15 protein-coding genes are annotated in these 15,824 nt (G+C 63.5%); 6 read left to right on the top strand and 9 right to left on the bottom strand.

Translation table 11 applies throughout. From position 1 onward, the window contains the following. The 4 genes from IC66_RS0131260 to IC66_RS0131245 form a co-directional block, all read left to right on the top strand. A partial coding sequence (locus tag IC66_RS0131260) for a tetratricopeptide repeat protein (RefSeq protein WP_038950282.1) occupies positions 1-664 on the top strand: 664 nt, incomplete at its 5' end. 11 nt (positions 665-675) lie between these two features. Further along, complete coding sequence (locus tag IC66_RS0131255; RefSeq protein ID WP_038950281.1) at positions 676-1,404, top strand: hypothetical protein; 729 nt, start codon at positions 676-678, stop codon at positions 1,402-1,404. Between the two features lie 2 nt (positions 1,405-1,406). Then, on the top strand, positions 1,407-1,904 hold the full coding sequence (locus tag IC66_RS0131250) for a hypothetical protein (RefSeq protein WP_038950280.1): 498 nt from the start codon (positions 1,407-1,409) through the stop codon (positions 1,902-1,904). A 30-nt stretch (positions 1,905-1,934) separates the two neighbouring features. Next, the gene (locus IC66_RS0131245) at positions 1,935-2,423 is read left to right on the top strand and encodes a hypothetical protein (protein ID WP_028141878.1); all 489 of its coding nucleotides are present in this window, start codon (positions 1,935-1,937) and stop codon (positions 2,421-2,423) included. A gap of 154 nt (positions 2,424-2,577) precedes the next feature. Here the strand turns inward: IC66_RS0131245 and IC66_RS0131240 are convergent, their stop codons facing one another. From IC66_RS0131240 to IC66_RS0131210, 7 genes are all read right to left on the bottom strand, one after another. Further along, positions 2,578-3,273, bottom strand: coding sequence for a branched-chain amino acid ABC transporter ATP-binding protein (locus IC66_RS0131240; protein WP_028141879.1), 696 nt, complete (start codon positions 3,271-3,273; stop codon positions 2,578-2,580). Next, positions 3,266-3,997 (bottom strand): ABC transporter ATP-binding protein, encoded by a 732-nt coding sequence (locus IC66_RS0131235; RefSeq protein WP_038950279.1) that lies wholly within the window; start codon positions 3,995-3,997, stop codon positions 3,266-3,268. Before IC66_RS0131235 ends, IC66_RS0131240 begins: the two co-directional genes overlap by 8 nt. Continuing rightward, entirely contained in the window at positions 3,987-5,075 is a 1,089-nt protein-coding gene (locus IC66_RS0131230; RefSeq protein ID WP_038950278.1) for a branched-chain amino acid ABC transporter permease, read from the bottom strand. The genes IC66_RS0131235 and IC66_RS0131230 overlap by 11 nt, the downstream gene beginning before the upstream one ends. A 6-nt stretch (positions 5,076-5,081) precedes the next feature. Continuing rightward, positions 5,082-6,299, bottom strand: a complete 1,218-nt coding sequence (locus IC66_RS0131225) for a substrate-binding protein (protein WP_028141882.1) — start codon at positions 6,297-6,299, stop codon at positions 5,082-5,084. Positions 6,300-6,301: 2 nt separating this feature from the next. Further along, complete coding sequence (locus IC66_RS0131220) at positions 6,302-7,159, bottom strand: branched-chain amino acid ABC transporter permease (protein WP_028141883.1); 858 nt, start codon at positions 7,157-7,159, stop codon at positions 6,302-6,304. Between the two features lie 36 nt (positions 7,160-7,195). Then, positions 7,196-8,710 (bottom strand): amidase, encoded by a 1,515-nt coding sequence (locus IC66_RS0131215; protein WP_028141884.1) that lies wholly within the window; start codon positions 8,708-8,710, stop codon positions 7,196-7,198. A gap of 165 nt (positions 8,711-8,875) precedes the next feature. Further along, positions 8,876-10,060: a substrate-binding domain-containing protein gene (locus IC66_RS0131210; RefSeq protein WP_038950277.1), complete on the bottom strand. Its 1,185-nt coding sequence runs from the start codon at positions 10,058-10,060 to the stop codon at positions 8,876-8,878. Between the two features lie 179 nt (positions 10,061-10,239). Here IC66_RS0131210 and IC66_RS0131205 point away from each other — a divergent pair, with 179 nt between their 5' ends. After that, entirely contained in the window at positions 10,240-10,683 is a 444-nt protein-coding gene (locus IC66_RS0131205; RefSeq protein ID WP_018320557.1) for a MarR family winged helix-turn-helix transcriptional regulator, read from the top strand. 202 nt (positions 10,684-10,885) lie between these two features. Here IC66_RS0131205 and IC66_RS49270 read toward each other — a convergent pair whose 3' ends face one another. Both IC66_RS49270 and secA read right to left on the bottom strand, forming a co-directional pair. Then, on the bottom strand, positions 10,886-11,290 hold the full coding sequence (locus IC66_RS49270; protein WP_354267477.1) for a DUF6006 family protein: 405 nt from the start codon (positions 11,288-11,290) through the stop codon (positions 10,886-10,888). 540 nt (positions 11,291-11,830) lie between these two features. After that, a complete protein-coding gene (secA, locus tag IC66_RS0131200; RefSeq protein WP_028141886.1) occupies positions 11,831-14,671 on the bottom strand; it encodes a preprotein translocase subunit SecA in 2,841 nt (946 codons plus the stop codon). A 354-nt stretch (positions 14,672-15,025) separates the two neighbouring features. On the opposite strand from secA, the gene IC66_RS0131195 reads away from it, so the two are divergent. Beyond that, a partial coding sequence (locus IC66_RS0131195; protein WP_049806680.1) for a peptidylprolyl isomerase occupies positions 15,026-15,824 on the top strand: 799 nt, incomplete at its 3' end.

The raw sequence follows: 15,824 nt of genomic DNA, 5'->3' as shown, positions 1-15,824 counted from the left end.
GGCAGCCGCCGTCGACACGCTCGCCGAGATCGGCGCGCGCCTGACGAAATGGGCGGATGCCGAGACGAATCTGCAGCGCAGCCTGCATCTGAAAGAGAAGATATTCGGGAAGAGAAGCGAGGAAGCGGCCCGGACGCTGCTCACCTCCGCCATCGTCCATGCCAATTCCTGCAAACTGCAGCGACACGGGGCCAAATTCGAGAGTCTGCGCAAGGCCGTGACCGCCTTCGCGTCCGGTCTCGACATCATCGAGGAACGATTTGGACCGGACAGCCTGGAGGTTCAGAAGGCTCTCGAAGCCATGATATCGGCCTATCTCGACTGTGGAGAGTTCTGGAAGGCCGAGCCTTTGCTGAAGCGGCTGCTTGATATCTGCGAGCGGACTTATGGAGACGACGCTGCGGCCCTGCTCTGGATCCTGGCGGAGCTCGCCACGGGTTATGCGCGAGAACGGGTGGAAGATGCCGAGCCGGTCCTGGAGCGGGGCTTCGCGGTGCTGCGGACCTTCCTCGATGCCGGCAAGCCGATCTTTCGTCGCAGCATCCTGGACATGGCCGGCAACCGGAAGGTGCTCTACGGCGGCAGTCAGAAAGGCGTGCTCGAGACGCTGGTCCAGGCGTCGGAGACGTTTCGCGACAATCTGCGAAAGCGATGGGGCGCGTAGGTGGACCTCGGATGACGGATTACGACACCAGGAAGCTGCAATGCCATTGCTGCGGCAAGACCTCCGAGCATTCCGTGCTGATGAGCTCGAACTCGTTCGGCTCTCGCGACCTCGACCAGCGGCCGCCGAAAATGTACCGCTGGACCATCGCAAGCTGGCTGCAGGAATGCCCCTATTGCGGCTACGTCGCCCCGAGCATCGACAAGGGCGACGCGAAGGCGCGGAGCTTCCTCGATACCGCCGAATTCCGCGCCGCCTCGCTCGACCCTGCGCCCGACCCGGTATCGCGCCGCTTCCTGGTGCGCGCCGCACAGCACGCCTATGACGGAGAACGGAGATCGGCATTCCTGAGCACGCTGTCGGCGGCATGGGTCGCCGACGACAGCAACCGGCCGTCCGACGCGGCTGCACTCCGCCTCAGAGCCGCCCGTCATCTCGAGGGCCCCCGGATCACCTCGATCGATACCCGCCTGCTGCTGCTCGACGTGCTGCGACGGGCATCGAGCTGGGAAGCCGCCGAGGCGCTGACCGCGGACTTGACGGCTGAAGAGCTGGACTATCCCTTTGCCGAGATCGTTGCCTTCCATCGCGACAAGATCGCGGCCAGGGATGACCAACGACATACGATCGGCCAGGCGCTCGAGGGCAAGCCGCCGCCGCCGGTCGCGGTCAAGGACCCGGAGCTGCTCAAAGCCATCGCACGGCACATCAAGATCGTTCCGAACCCGCGAAGGACGTGACCATGAAGGCCGCCGTCCTTGCCGTTGCACCTGCCTTGGCTCTCCTGACGGCTCCTTCTCTCGCGACTGCGGGCAGCTGGAAGCTTGAATTCGACAATCGCGATCTTCCCTCGCTGAGCTACAGCGATCAGGGCAAGGCGACGTTCGTGCTGGGCTGCGGACGCGCTCTGGGCCTGCATGCAAGATATCCCGGCGAGGCCGGCCGCGCCGGAAAGGCGACGATCACGATCGGAAACGGCCGCAAGTCAATCAAGCTCATTGGCGAATTCGAGGAGATTTCGGCAGACGACGACGCGACCAATTTTGTCCAATGGGATCTGGGCTACTCGAGGCGGGACCCGGAGCTGTTCGGCAAGCGCTGGAAGCGGGCCCAGGCGCGCCTGCTCGGCCTGATGGAGCGAGCGTCGCCGCTGACGATTTCGAGCAGGACGACGAGCTACCAACTTCCCAAGATCGATGCGGCCGGCTGGCGGGCCGCCATCGAAAGGTGCGGCGGCTAGACCACAATCGCCTTCAAGAAGGAGCTTTCCGTGATTGGGCACTCTCGCGCGACCCGCCTTTCGGTTTCGGTCAGCGCCCTCTTTCTCGCCGCGATTTCGATCGTCTCGGCCGCTCGGGCGGGCGATTACTGGGAGCCGAAGAATTACGCACCCGTGACCGACCCCGCGAAGAAAAAGCAGATTCACGATGACGGAGCCGCCATATGGAGAGAAGGCAACGAGGTGTACGAAGCCGGAGACTACAAGAAGGCAATCGAGATATTCCAGCGGTCGATCGTCAAATATCAGATCCTTCGCCTGACTGACGACATCGAGATCGTCAAACGCGCGATAAAAGCGTCAGCCTGCTTGGATCGGCGCAAGTCCACCGATATCAACCAGCTCAAGGAGCTCATCGGGGAGCATGAAGACAAGACGTCGGGCTCGATGACTCCCTACCCGAATTCATGCCTGCCTTTTCCTGAGTTGGTGGCGGCGGTGCAAAAACGGATTGCGGCTCTTCAGAACACAAACAGATGACTCTGGACCTTTGCTCTTCGGCCGTTCATTCCTCGAGGCTCGCCGCACGATGACCGGACCAGCGGCACGTTGCCCGGATGAGCGCAGCGATACCCGGGGAGGCTGCGAACGCCCCCGCATGTCGCTTCGCTCATGGGGGCTACGGCAGCTCGAGCTACGGCGCCAGATACCGCATCAGCTCCGGATTGCCCCGCACCTCGCCCGCCTCTCCCTGCAGCGCGACGCGGCCGCGGTCGAGCACGTAGGCGTAGTCGGCGACGCGCAGCGCGAGGTCGAGGTGCTGCTCGACGATGATGACGGCGATGCTCTTGGCGAGCTCGATCAGGCGTTCGGTGATTTCCTCGATCACGCCGATCCAGACGCCTTCGGTCGGCTCGTCCAGCAGCAGCAGCTTTGGATCGCCGAGCATGGCGCGGCCGATCGCGAGCATCTTGCGCTCGCCGCCGGACAGCGTGCCGGCGGGCTGGTCGAGGCGCTGGCCGAGCTTCGGGAAGATGGTCAGCACCTGGTCGACCGCGTCTGCCTTCTTGCTCGCGAGCGAGCCGACGGCGAGATTGTCGCGCACCGACAGGCGCGCGAACACCGAATGCTCCTGCGGCACGTAGCCGATGCCGGCGCGCACCCGCTCCTGGGTGGCGCGGCGACTGATGTCGCGGCCGTCGAAGGCGACCTCGCCCTTCCACGCCGGCAATTCGCCGACGATGGTCTTCATCAGCGTGGTCTTGCCGGCGCCGTTACGCCCGAGCACGGCGACGCCGCCGCGCCAGGGAATGCCGAGGGTGACGTCGAACAGCACCTGGCTGCGGCCATAGCCGGCATCGAGATGTCTAATGTCCAAAAATTCAGGCACGGCGCAGATAAATCTCCTGGACGGCTTTGTTGGCCTGGATCTCGGACACGGTACCAGACGCCAGCACCTTGCCCTGGTCGAGCACGGTGAGGCGATCGCAGATGTCGCGGATGAAATCGAGGTCGTGTTCGACGATGACGAGCGAGCAATGCTGCTTGATCGGCTGAAGCAGCTCGCCGGTGACGCGGCGCTCCTCCAGGCTCATGCCGCCGGTCGGCTCGTCGAGCAGCAGCAATTTCGGCTTGCCGGCAAGCGCCATCGCGATCTCCAGCCATTGCTGCTGACCATGCGACAGCGCCGCTGCGGCCTCGAAGGCGCGATTGGCGAGGCGGAACTGCGTCAGCATGGTCATGACCTGGTCGTGCAGCGCGCCTCTCGTCCGCGAGAACACGAGGTCGACCAGCGAGGACTGCGCCTGCAGCGCGAGCAGGATGTTGTCGTACAGCGTCAGCGACGGCAGCACGCTGGTGATCTGGAATTTCAGGCTCATGCCGGCGCGGGCGCGCTCGGTCGGCGTGAAGGCGGTGATGTCGGTATTGACGAACGACACCTTGCCCTGCGTCGGCACCTCGGCGCCGGCGATGCACTTCATCAGCGTGCTCTTGCCGGAGCCATTGGGGCCGATCAGGCCGTGGAATTCGTTGGCACCGACGCTGAGCGCGGCGCCGTCGAGCGCGGTGAGCTTGCCGAAGATTTTCGTGATGCCGGCGGCCTCAAGGAGCATCGTGGTGCTCCTTAGCGGCAGCACCGAAGCTGCCGACCCGCTCGCGCTCCCCGAGCACGAAGCTGATCAGACCGAGCGGCCGGAACAGGATGACGAGCAGCAGCAGCAAGCCCAGAATGATCGGCCAGATGTCGCGATAATTGTCCGAGAGCCAGAAGCTGACGCCCTCGACGATGACGGCCCCGATGACGGCGCCGATCAGCGTGCCGGAGCCGCCGAACAGCACGTAGAGCACGACCTGGGTCGAGACGACGACGCCGACCATGTTGGGCCAGACGAAACCCTCGTGGAAGGCGTAGAGGCTGCCGGCAAGCCCGGCAACGCCGCCGCCGATGGTGAAGATGATCGCCTTCAGATGCTGCGCCTTGTAGCCGAAGAAGGCGATGCGCTGTTCGTTCTCGCGCAGGCCGGCGAGCGCGAGGCCGAACTGCGAACGCACCAGGAAGCGGCAGAGCAGGTAGACCACGACGAGGATGCCGAGCACGAGATAATAGAAGGAAGGCCCTTCCGTGAACTCGTACGAACCGAGCGACATCGGCGCGATCGAGGGGATGCCGTTCTGGCCGCCGAGATAGTACCAGCCGCGCGCCAGCCGATCGGCGGCGTAGGAGCCCGTCAGCGTGCCGAGCGAGACGAAGATCACGCTGGAGGGATGCCGCCCGAGCAGCAGGAAGCCGCCAAGCAGCAGCGCGAAGGTGAGGCCGATGATGGTGCCCGCCGGCAGCACCAGGAAGATGTTGGTGATGTCGAGGTCGCGCGCGAGCAGCGCCACGCCATAGCCGGCCGAGCCGAAGAACAGGGCCTGGCCGAAGCTCATGATGCCGGCATAGCCCCAGACCAGATCGAACGACAGCGCGAACAGAGCGAGAATGATCACGCGCGTTGCGAACACCGTGAGATAGTCCTGCAGCAGCAGCGGCGCGAGCAGCGCCGCGACCAGCACGACGCCCTCGACGATCGGCAGCACTTTCCGCGCCGACGCTCGCTTCGCCGTCCGACCGCTATCCATGGCGACGTCCGCCTCCCCGCCGATCTCGGCGGGGATCGCCTGTTTCACTGCGCCCATCGACTTCAGCATTCCACTTCAGCATTCCTTGGGATCGACGAGGCCGTTGCTGCGCCCGACGATCTCGTAGTTTCCGCCCTTGGCGACCGCGGTGTACATCTTCATCTTGCAGTGCCGCTTGCCCGGCACCATCTCGGCAGGCCCGCCCGGACCTTCGGCGATCTTGGCATGGTCGAGCGCCGCGGCGACCGACTCACGATCGATCTTGCCGGCTTCCTTCACCGCGGCCTCCCACAGCTTCAGGCCGCGATAGGTGCCGGTCGCCGCACTGCCGGCGGCGAACAGGAAGTTGCCGGGAAAATCCTTCTCGTAGGCCGCCTGGATTTTGGCGTCGAACGGGTTCTCCTTGGTCAACACCTTGAAATAGTCGAGGCAGCTGGCGAGTCCCTCGATCTCCGCGGCCTGATTGATGTTGAGCGTGTTCTCGTCATAGTAGACGCAGGCGAGCCGTCCGCCGTTCTTGAGGAAGCCCGCTTCATAGAGCTGCTTGAAGAACGGGCCGACGCCCGGCGGGATGACGGTGTTGAAGACGACGTCGACCTTGTTGGAGATGATGCGGTTGACGGTCGCGGAGAAATCCACCTGGTCGAGCGGGTAGTATTCCTCGAACACGACCTCGCCGCCATTCGCCTCGATCACCTTGCGGGCATAAACGTTGAGCGTGTGCGGCCAGACGTAGTTGGCGCTCGGCAGCGCGAACTTCTTGCCGCCGTTCTTGATCAGCCAGGGGATGAACTCGTCGCATTGCTGCGCCGGCGTCGGCCCGGTGCAGAACAGATAGGGCGTGCACTCCTTGCCCTCGTAGAGCTGCGGATAGATGTAGAGCGTCTTGCCGCGCGCCACGATGGGATCCTTGATCGCGTTGCGCATCGAGGAGGTGATGCCGCCCAAGACCATGTCGACCTTATCGCGCTGGATCAGCTTGCGCACATTGCCGACGGCGACGGATTCGTTGGAGGCGGTGTCCTCGATGTAGAGCTCGACCGGACGGCCGAGCAGACCGCCGGCGGCATTGATCTCCTTGATCACCATTTTGGCGACGTTGGCGTCGGCATTGCCGGCATAGGCGATCGGGCCGGTGAGGTCGGTCGCGATGCCGACCTTGATCGGAGCCTCTGCGGCATTGGCCCAGGGCGCCGGAATCACCCAGCTGCCGACCCCGGTTGCGACCGCGCCGGAGGCAAAGGCAAAATTGGAGAGGAAGCGGCGACGTGAGAGCTGCGTGCGATCGAACATGACTAAACCCCTTTTCCAGCGATGAGGCCCTGCGGGCGGAATTTGATGAAGACAATGGCAAGGACGAAGACGAGCACGTCGGCGACGACGGGCGCCATTACCCAGGGCAGCGCGGCGCTGAGCGTGCCGATGACACCGGCGCCCGCGACCGGCCCGATGAAGGAGCCGACGCCGCCGACCATGACCGCGACGAACCCCTGGATCAGGAAGCGCAGGCCGAGATCGGCGTAGAGGCTGAACACCGGGACGATCAGCGCACCGGCAAGGCCGGCGAGCGCGGAGCCGAACGCGAAGGTGGCGCCGTACATCAGGGGCGTGGAAATGCCCGAGGCCCGCGCCAGCGATGGATTCTCGAGCGTGGCGCGCATGCGCAGACCAAAGTTGGTGCGCGACAGCAGCAGATAGCAGCCGGCCATCACCAGAAGCGTGATGACGATGATGGTGAAGCGCCAGGCCGAGATGTGCATGGCGCCGATGTCGATCGAGCCGCCGATCGGCTCGGGCACGGTGAGATAAAAGCCGCCGATCAGGCCGCGCACGGATTCGCGGATGATCAGGCCGAGCGCATAGGTGCCGAGCATCGCCACGATGGGCGCGGCGTAGAATCTCCGGATGATCAGCGCCTCCAGCACGAAGCCGAGCGCGCCGACGACGAAGGGCGCCGCGACCATGCCGGCCCAGATCGGCAGGCCCTTGGCGTAGGCGAGATAGGTGATGTAGGCCCCGAGCAGGACGAACTCGCCCTGCGCGAAGTTGAAGATGCCCATCATGCTGGCGATGATCCCGAGCCCCAGCACGATCAGGACGATGATCGCACCGAAGCTCAGGATCTCGAACGCCGCGACGAACGCGTTAGCCATGCTTTGCTGTTCCGCTCGTCTTCACTGAGGCCCCGCTCACATCTTCTTCCAGTCGCCGATCTGCTCGAAGGCGTGCGCGGCGCGGTAGATGGTGGATTCCTCGAACATCCGGCCGACCAGCATCAGCCCGACCGGCAGGCCATCGACCATGCCGCAGGGCAGCGACATCGCGGGATGATGGGTGATGTCGAACGGCGCGGTGTTGGAGATCATCTCGAGGGCGCGGGCGACGTATTCCTCGCGGCTGGCATTGGGCTCCGGCAGCTTAGTCGCCTTCATCGGCGTGGTCGGCATCAGCAGCAGATCGTAGTCCCCGAACGCCTTGTCGTAGGCCGCGGTCAGCCGGCGCGAGATGTTGAGCGCCTTGCCGTAGAAGCGTGGACCGAAATTGTTGTTGATGTAGGTGCCGAGCATCATGAACAATTTCGTGGTTTCGGACAGCGAATCGGCCTGCCGGCGCCAGCCACGATGGAAATCCATCAGCGAGGTCGAATAGAGATCGCCGCGGCTGAGGCCGTAGCCGTCGCCGAACATCATGGTCTGGGTCAGGCCTTCGGTGCCGATCGGGGTCCAGATCGCACCGCCCAGGAGATGCATCGGGATCGACACCGTCTCGACGGTGGCGCCGATATCCTTGAAGCGCTTTGCGGCCTCGCGCACGCTTTCATTCACGGCGGCTTCTGCAACCGGCTGTTCAAAACCTTCCTTGACGATGCCGATCTTCATGCCCTTGACGCCCTGGCCGAGGGCCTTGGTGTATTCCTCGACCTTGGGCGACTTGATGCGCGGATCGTAGCCGTCGTCGCCGGCGAGCACTTCGAGCAGCAGCGCGTTGTCGGCGACCGTCGCCGTCATCGGCCCGGTATGGTCGACATAGATCTCGATCGGCATGATGCCGGTATAGGGCACGAGACCCCAGGTCGGCTTCATGCCGTAGATGCCGCAGAACGAGGCCGGCATGCGGATCGAGCCGCCCTGATCGCCGCCGATCGCCATGTCGACCTCGCCGAGTGCGACCACGACGCCCGAGCCCGACGACGATCCGCCGGCCGAGTAGCCCATCTTGTGTGGATTGTGCACTGGCCCGTAGGACCCGGTGTGGCTGCCGCCGGACAGGCAGAAATGCTCGCAATGCACCTTGCCGGCGATCTCGGCGCCGGCATCCAGCATGCGCGTGACGATGGTGGCGTCGAAATCGGGGACATAGCCTTCCAGCGTCGACGAGCCATTCGTCATGGGAACGCCGGCCAGCATGATGTTGTCTTTCAGCGCGACGGTCTTGCCCTTGAGCTTGCCGCTCGCGGCGCCCTTCACGGTCGACTTGCGATACCAGGCGTTGCGGGGGTTCTCCTCAGCCGAGGGGCGATAGCCCGGGGTGCGCGGATATTTCACCTCGGGCACCTCGTCCGGCATCGCGGCAACGAGATTGTAGGCCTCGATCGAGCCCTGCATCAGGCCGCGGAACGAGGCGACGTCGTCATCGGTGAGCGAAAGGCCGCATTGCTCGGCGACACTGCGCAATTGGGCGGGGGTGGGAAGGACAACTGTCACGGCGCTCTCCTCTGAGGCTTCTTGATCCCTGGCGTTGGACGGAGTCTCGCGGTCGCGCCTGCACAAGCGCGGCCCGTTCGGCTTCGCGTCGATATTACAGACGGAAATATTTTCCTTTTCAAGTATTATTTCGCGAAGCCGCTGCGACGTATCAACAGCCGCCCCTCAAAGCGTCTTGATGATCTTGAAGTCGAGACCGTCGGCTTCAGCGAGGTACATCGGCATCTCGGCGCGCCCGTCGCGAAGAACCACGGGACCGCGGCCCGCCGAGTAAACGGTGTTGCGTGCGGCCTTCAGCAGCGGACGAAAGGCCAGCGACCCGGCACGATTGGCCACCGACTCCAGGAACCGCAACCCCTCATAATTCGACTGGCCGACCGAGCCGACCGGCGGCGCGTGCGGGCCGAACATGGCCTGGTAGCCACCGAGGAACTCGTCATTGGCACGCGAGGCCATACAGTTGAAATAGCCGGAGGCGCAGAACAAATTCTCGGTGTTGTCGGCGCCGATGCCGAGCAGCACGGTCTCGTCCATCGCGCCGGCAAGCCGCAGCGTCGAGGTCGCAAGGCCGGCTTCCGCGAAGGCGCGATTGAAGGTGATGCTGTCGGTGCCGATCAGCGAGATCAGCACGACATCCGGCTTGGCGGCGCGGATGCGCGCCAGATGCGGCTCGTGATTGTCCTCGCCGACGGGGACAAATTCCTCGCCGACGACCTGGCCGCCGGCCTCCTTGATGTAGCGCTTCACCGCGCGATGCGACTGCCACGGCCAGACATAGTCGCTGCCGATCAGGTACCAGCGCGCCGCCCTCTTGACGTCCGCCAGCCAGTGGATCGAAGGCCGGCTCTGCCAGCGCGGCGTCTCGCCGATCGCCATCACGCCCGGCGTGCGCTCGCCGCCTTCATAGACGGGAGTGTAGATGTAGGGGATGCGGTTGCCGGTGACCTTGCGCAGGGCAACACGGACGGCGCTGATATGCGAGCCCATGATCAGGTCGACCTCGTCGAAGGCGATCGCCTGCTCGGCGCGTTGCACGACGTCTTCGATCGGGCCGCCGGAATCGTAGATCGAGAGCTCGAGCTCGCGCCCCAGGATGCCGCCGCGCTTGTTGATCTCGGCGACCGCGAGCATGGCGCTGTTGGTGGAGGTCGGGCCCCAGATTCCGGGCGAGCCGGTGAAGGTGAGGAAATTGCCGATGCGCAGCTTGTTGCGCGCGCCGCGGCGTTTCATGACATGCGTGTCAAACGGCGACAGGTCGAAATCCGCTGCCGCGGACGACAGATTCCTGAACAGCAAAGACGGTGGCAACGCCGGACCGCCATGAGCCGGGAAGTTTACCGTCGCGCGCACGCCAACTCCTGTCTGGCACCAGACCTGAAAGCACATTGAGCAGGCGGCCGCGGCTTCCGCCCTTTTGTTGTGCAATGATCCTATTTTGAAAATATTGAATATTCAAGAATTGAAGTGCATATAGATGCAGCATCGATTGCAAGACATTCACTCAATTAGGTCAAGACAAAGTCTTAGCCGTGGCAAAACCGTCGAAAGAAAACACCCCGATCACCGAACACCTCGCTTATTTGCTCGCGCAAGCCAACCGGGAGATCAACCGGCAGCTCGAGCTGCGGTTGAGCAAGGAAGGCGTGCCGGTCGAGCAGTGGCGCATCCTGAAGGTGCTGTCCGATGGCAACGGCCATTCGATGGGCGAGCTTGCGGGCGCCGTGCTGCTCAACCATCCGACGCTGACCAAGATGATCGACCGCATGGTCTCCGACACGCTGGTCTATCGCGTGCAGGACCCGGGCGACCGCCGCAAGGTGCTGATGTTCATCTCCGACCGCGGCAAGGTGTTGTGCAAGAAGCTCAACTCGCTCGCGGTCGACCAGGAGGAGCACATCCTGGAGAGCTACGGTGACAAGTCGACGAGCGAGCTCAAGCGGCTGCTGGAGAGCTTGATCGACAGCTCGAATTAGACCTCGTGAATTGGAGCGTGGGGGCCCTGCGAAGCCGACACACTCATCTGCCATTCAATGCATGGAGAGAGGACCTCCATGAAAGCACGCGCGTTGGTCACGCTGGCATTGGTGGCGCTCACAGAGCGCAGCAGGCCTTATTCAGTTCTCAAGGCTCGCCCTCGCGTCCAGGCGGAGAATGAGCAGGCGCCGCATAATTGCATCATCGCCAGCACGAGAGGGGATAGCGTTGGCCGTTCCATGTCGTCCAGCCCGCGGACTTGTTGCTGACCGGTTTGGCTAAATACCATTTATTGCCGTCGGCATGGTTGAAGTACACGCCGCCCTGCGTTCCGCTGCGTGGATTTGTTAACCTCACCCATCGCGAGCCATTATCCGAGAAGCTGCCTGCCCAGCGTGCTCCCGAGCTGGTGGTGCAAGTGTCGCCGTTACAGCTTGTCTGACTGTCATCAACGGCGCCCCATTTCATCCGGGCCGACCGGCCGTCTATGTTGCACGACCATGTTCCGCCCCACCATCCGCCCACTTGGCTCGCAGAAACGGGACCGCAAGCGTAGAAACTCAGGGCAAGAACACACAAGGTGGTTGGCAGCACGCGTTTGGACATTGTCTGGCTCCCAATTTTCGGCCCCCGTGCGATTCAATCAAAACACGGATTGAGCTCATTAGAGGTGATCCAGATCACAATGAGCAGTGGCAAAATATTGGATGGTCTACCCGAAGGCGATCTCCGAGACACGATGCCGCGCTTTGACCGTCGGCTTTCCAGGCTTCAGCTGCGCAGCCGGACGAGCGAGTGGCCGCCGACAATCTGCTGCAGCGGCACCCGGGAGTGACCAAAGGAACAGGCGCTGCAGGCCACGCGCATGGAACAGGGCGATGCTTCTCACGAGGGTGATGAACGGGCCAAGTACCTGTTCGCTCAACGTCGGGGCTGGTTGCCAGGTGGGCAAAGCGTGCTCAGCCGCGCGTGACGGAAGCCAGCCCCCCTGACAAATGTGAGCCAGCCATCCTCAATGGCGTGTGCCTACCATTCGTGATGCACCGGAAGATCAGCAGGCACCAGATGGATCGGAAGCATTTCAATCCCTCGCGAACTCGAAGGCCAATACAGCACCGCGAGTTCGCTGGGTATTGAGATCATCGATCAGGCATACCGCCCGTGGCAGTGCTTGTACTTCTTGCCTGAGCCGCACGGGCAATCCTCGTTGCGGCCGACCTTGCCCCAGCTTGCCGGGTTCTTCGGATCGCGCAACGCTGCATCGCTGGCCTGAGCGCCGAGCGTGACGCTGGCGAGCGCCATTTCGTCCTCGCCGGTGTTCGGGTCGAACTTGTGCGCCTCCATCGGCGGCAGCACGGGCGCTTCCTGCTCCGGCGGGACGATCTCGACCCGCATCAGCTGCGCCGTGACCGCCTCGCGCAGGTGAGCGCTCATCTCCTGGAAGAGATTGAAGGCTTCGGTCTTGTACTCCTGCAAGGGATCGCGCTGGCCGTAACCGCGCAGGCCGATGACCTGGCGCAGATGGTCGAGCATGATCAGATGCTCGCGCCAGAGATGGTCGAGCGTCTGGAGCAGGATAGTCTTCTCGACGTAACGCATCACGTCGGGACCCCATTGCGCCACCTTGGCCGCCATGTGCTCGTCGGCCTTGGTCTCGATGCGCGTGAGCAGCTCCTCGTCGGCGATGCCTTCTTCCTTGGCCCATTCGTCGACCGGCAGGTCGAGATCGAGCACGCGCTTCAATTCGTCCTTCAGGCCGGCGACGTCCCACTGCTCGGCATAGGCATGTTCCGGCACGTGCTTGGCGACGAGGTCGTCGATGAAGGCGTGACGCATGTCGGTGACGGTCTCGGCGACGCTCTCGTCCTTCATCAGGTCGACGCGCTGGTCGAAGATCACCTTGCGCTGGTCGTTCTGGACGTTGTCGAACTTCAGGAGGTTCTTGCGGATGTCGAAGTTGCGCGCCTCGACCTTCTGCTGCGCCTTCTCCAGCGCCTTGTTGATCCAGGGATGGATGATGGCCTCGCCCTCTTGCAGGCCGAGACGCTGGAGCATGCTGTCGAGGCGATCCGAGCCGAAGATGCGCATCAGATCGTCTTCCAGCGACAGGAAGAATTTCGAGCGGCCGGGATCGCCCTGACGGCCGGAACGGCCGCGCAGCTGGTTGTCGATACGGCGGGATTCGTGGCGCTCGGAGCCCATGATGTAGAGGCCGCCGGGCTTGGTCACGGTCTTGGCGGGCTTGTTGCCCTTCGCCGGCTCGATCTCGACGATCTCTTCAGCCTTCAGCACGATGTCGCGGAAGCGCTCGACGTCGGCCTTGATCTGCTCGATCTTCCTGGCTTTCTCGGCCTCGTCCTCGATGCCCGCGGTCTCCTTCGGGATGCGCATCTCGAGCGAGCCGCCGAGCTTGATGTCGGTGCCGCGACCGGCCATGTTGGTCGCGATCGTGATCGCGCCGGGCACGCCGGCTTCCGCGACGATATAGGCTTCCTGCTCGTGGAAGCGCGCATTCAGCACCGCGAACAGTTTCGCCGGCTTGCCGGCGCGCGCGGCAGCGTAGAGCTTGTCGAGCGCGTTCTCCTTGCCGAAATCGATCTGCTTGTAGCCGTTCTGCTTGAGAAACTCGGCCAGCACTTCCGACTTCTCGATCGACGCCGTGCCGACCAGCACCGGCTGGAGTCGCGAATTGGCCCGCTCGATCTCGGCGAGGATGGCCGCGTATTTTTCCTTGTGGGTGCGATAAACCTCGTCGTCCTCGTCGAGGCGGCCGATCGGCACGTTGGTCGGGATCTCAACGACTTCGAGCTTGTAGATGTCGAAGAGCTCGTCGGCTTCGGTCAACGCCGTGCCGGTCATGCCGGCGAGCTTTTCGTACATCCGGAAATAGTTCTGGAAAGTGATCGAGGCCAGGGTCTGGTTTTCCGGCTGAACCTGCACGTGCTCCTTGGCTTCCAGCGCCTGGTGCAGACCCTCGGAATAGCGGCGGCCCTGCATCATGCGTCCGGTGAACTCGTCGATGATGACGACCTCGTCGTCGCGGACGATGTAGTCCTTGTCGCGCGTGAACAGCGTGTGCGCGCGCAGCGCCTGGTTGATGTGGTGCACGACGGAGACGTTCTCGACGTCGTAGAGCGACTCGCCCTTGAGCTGGCCGGCATCGCGCAGCAGGGTCTCGATCTTCTCCATGCCGGCTTCGGTCAGCGTCACCGTGCGCTGCTTCTCGTCGACCTCGTAGTCGGTCTTGTCGAGCTTGGGCAGGAAGCCGTCGATGGTGTTGTAGAAATCGGAGCGGTCGTCGAGCGGACCGGAGATGATCAGCGGCGTGCGCGCTTCGTCGATCAGGATGGAATCGACCTCGTCGACGATGGCGAAGAAGTGCGGGCGCTGGACCATGTCCTCGAGCCGGTACTTCATGTTGTCGCGCAGATAGTCGAAGCCGTATTCGTTGTTGGTGCCGTAGGTGATGTCGCAGGCATAGGCCGCCTTGCGCTCGGCATCGTCGAGGCCGTGCACGATCACGCCGGTGGTCATGCCGAGGAAGCCGTAGATCTGGCCCATCCAGCCGGAGTCGCGGCGGGCGAGGTAGTCGTTGACGGTGACGACGTGGACGCCCTTGCCGGCGAGCGCGTTGAGGTAGACCGCGAGGGTCGCGACCAGCGTCTTGCCTTCGCCGGTCTTCATCTCGGCGATATCGCCCTCGTGCAGCACCATGCCGCCGATCAGCTGGACGTCGAAATGGCGCTGGCCGAGCGTGCGCTTGGCGGCCTCGCGCACGGTGGCGAAGGCGGGGACCAGCAGCTCGTCCAGCGTCTTGCCCTCGGCGAGCTGCTTCTTGAAGTCGGCGGTGCGGGCCTTGAGCGCCTCGTCGGAGAGCTGCGAGACCTCTCCTTCCAGCGCGTTGATCGCGTTGACGCGGGACTGATATCCCTTCACCCGCCGGTCGTTGGCGGAGCCGAAAAACTTGCGGGCGAGCGCGCCGATCATGCCTAGTTCCTGTGTTCGCGATTCAAACGCGTTGCAGCCAAGAAGTTGTCACCCGCCTGCCTATCAACTCACCGTGACGCCTGATGGCGTCAGAGCCCGGACTGCGGGGGGTCATCCGCCATATGGGTGGGAATTGGGCAAGTCTGGGTTCAACGGCCAAAAACGCAGCAAAATAAACGCCATCGCCATGGTCGCGACCGGGCAGAGATATGGCCCGGTCAGGGCCTTGTCAACGGCGGGCGCATTGCGGCTAATTCATCATTTTGACAGACTTTTCGCGTTGCCAAGCCCCCCTGTATTGGGCGAGTGTCCGCCCCGCTCGAGCAGCCCCCTGCTTCAACATAAGGATTTTCCATGACCACCTCGTTCCCGGTAACCAAAACCGGCCTGCGCTTCGGCCTCGCCACCGCCCTCGTGGGCTGCCTTGCGCTGGCGCTGATCGCGGGTCCCGGCCGGGCCGCCGACGATCCGGTGCTGGCGAAGGTCAATGGCGCTGAAATCAAGAAGAGCGACGTCGCCATGGCCGAGGAGGAGCTCGGGCCGAGCCTCGCCCAGATGGACCCGGCGACCAAGGACGAGAACGTCCTGTCCTTCCTGATCGACATGAAAATCGTCAGCAAGGCTGCCGAGGACAAGAAGGTTGCCGATAGCGAGGAATTCAAAAAGCGCCTGGCATTCGCCCGCAACCGGCTTCTGATGGACAGCCTGCTCGCGGGTGAGGGCAAGGCCGCCACCACCCCCGACGCCATGAAGAAGGTCTATGAAGAGGCCTCCAAGCAGATCACCGGCGAGCAGGAAGTGCGCGCCCGCCACATCCTGGTCGAGACCGAGGACGAGGCCAAGGCGGTGAAGGCCGAGCTCGACAAGGGCGCCGATTTCGCCGAGCTCGCCAAGAAGAAGTCCAAGGATCCGGGTTCGGCCGACGGCGGCGATCTCGGCTTCTTCACCAAGGAGCAGATGGTGCCGGAATTCTCGACGATCGCCTTCGCGCTCGAGCCCGGCAAGATCTCCGACCCCGTCAAGTCGCAGTTCGGCTGGCACGTCATCAAGGTCGAGGAAAAGCGCAACCGCAAGGCGCCGGACTTCGAGCAGGTCAAGGCCCAGATCGAGCAGTACGTCACCCGCAAGGCCCAGGCCGACTACGTCGCCAAGC

The organism is Bradyrhizobium genomosp. III (assembly GCF_000261705.1).
Taxonomy (GTDB): domain Bacteria; phylum Pseudomonadota; class Alphaproteobacteria; order Rhizobiales; family Xanthobacteraceae; genus Bradyrhizobium; species Bradyrhizobium ottawaense.
The sequence above is the reverse complement of the archived record's forward strand: the minus strand, read 5'-3'. Positions and strand labels throughout refer to the sequence as shown.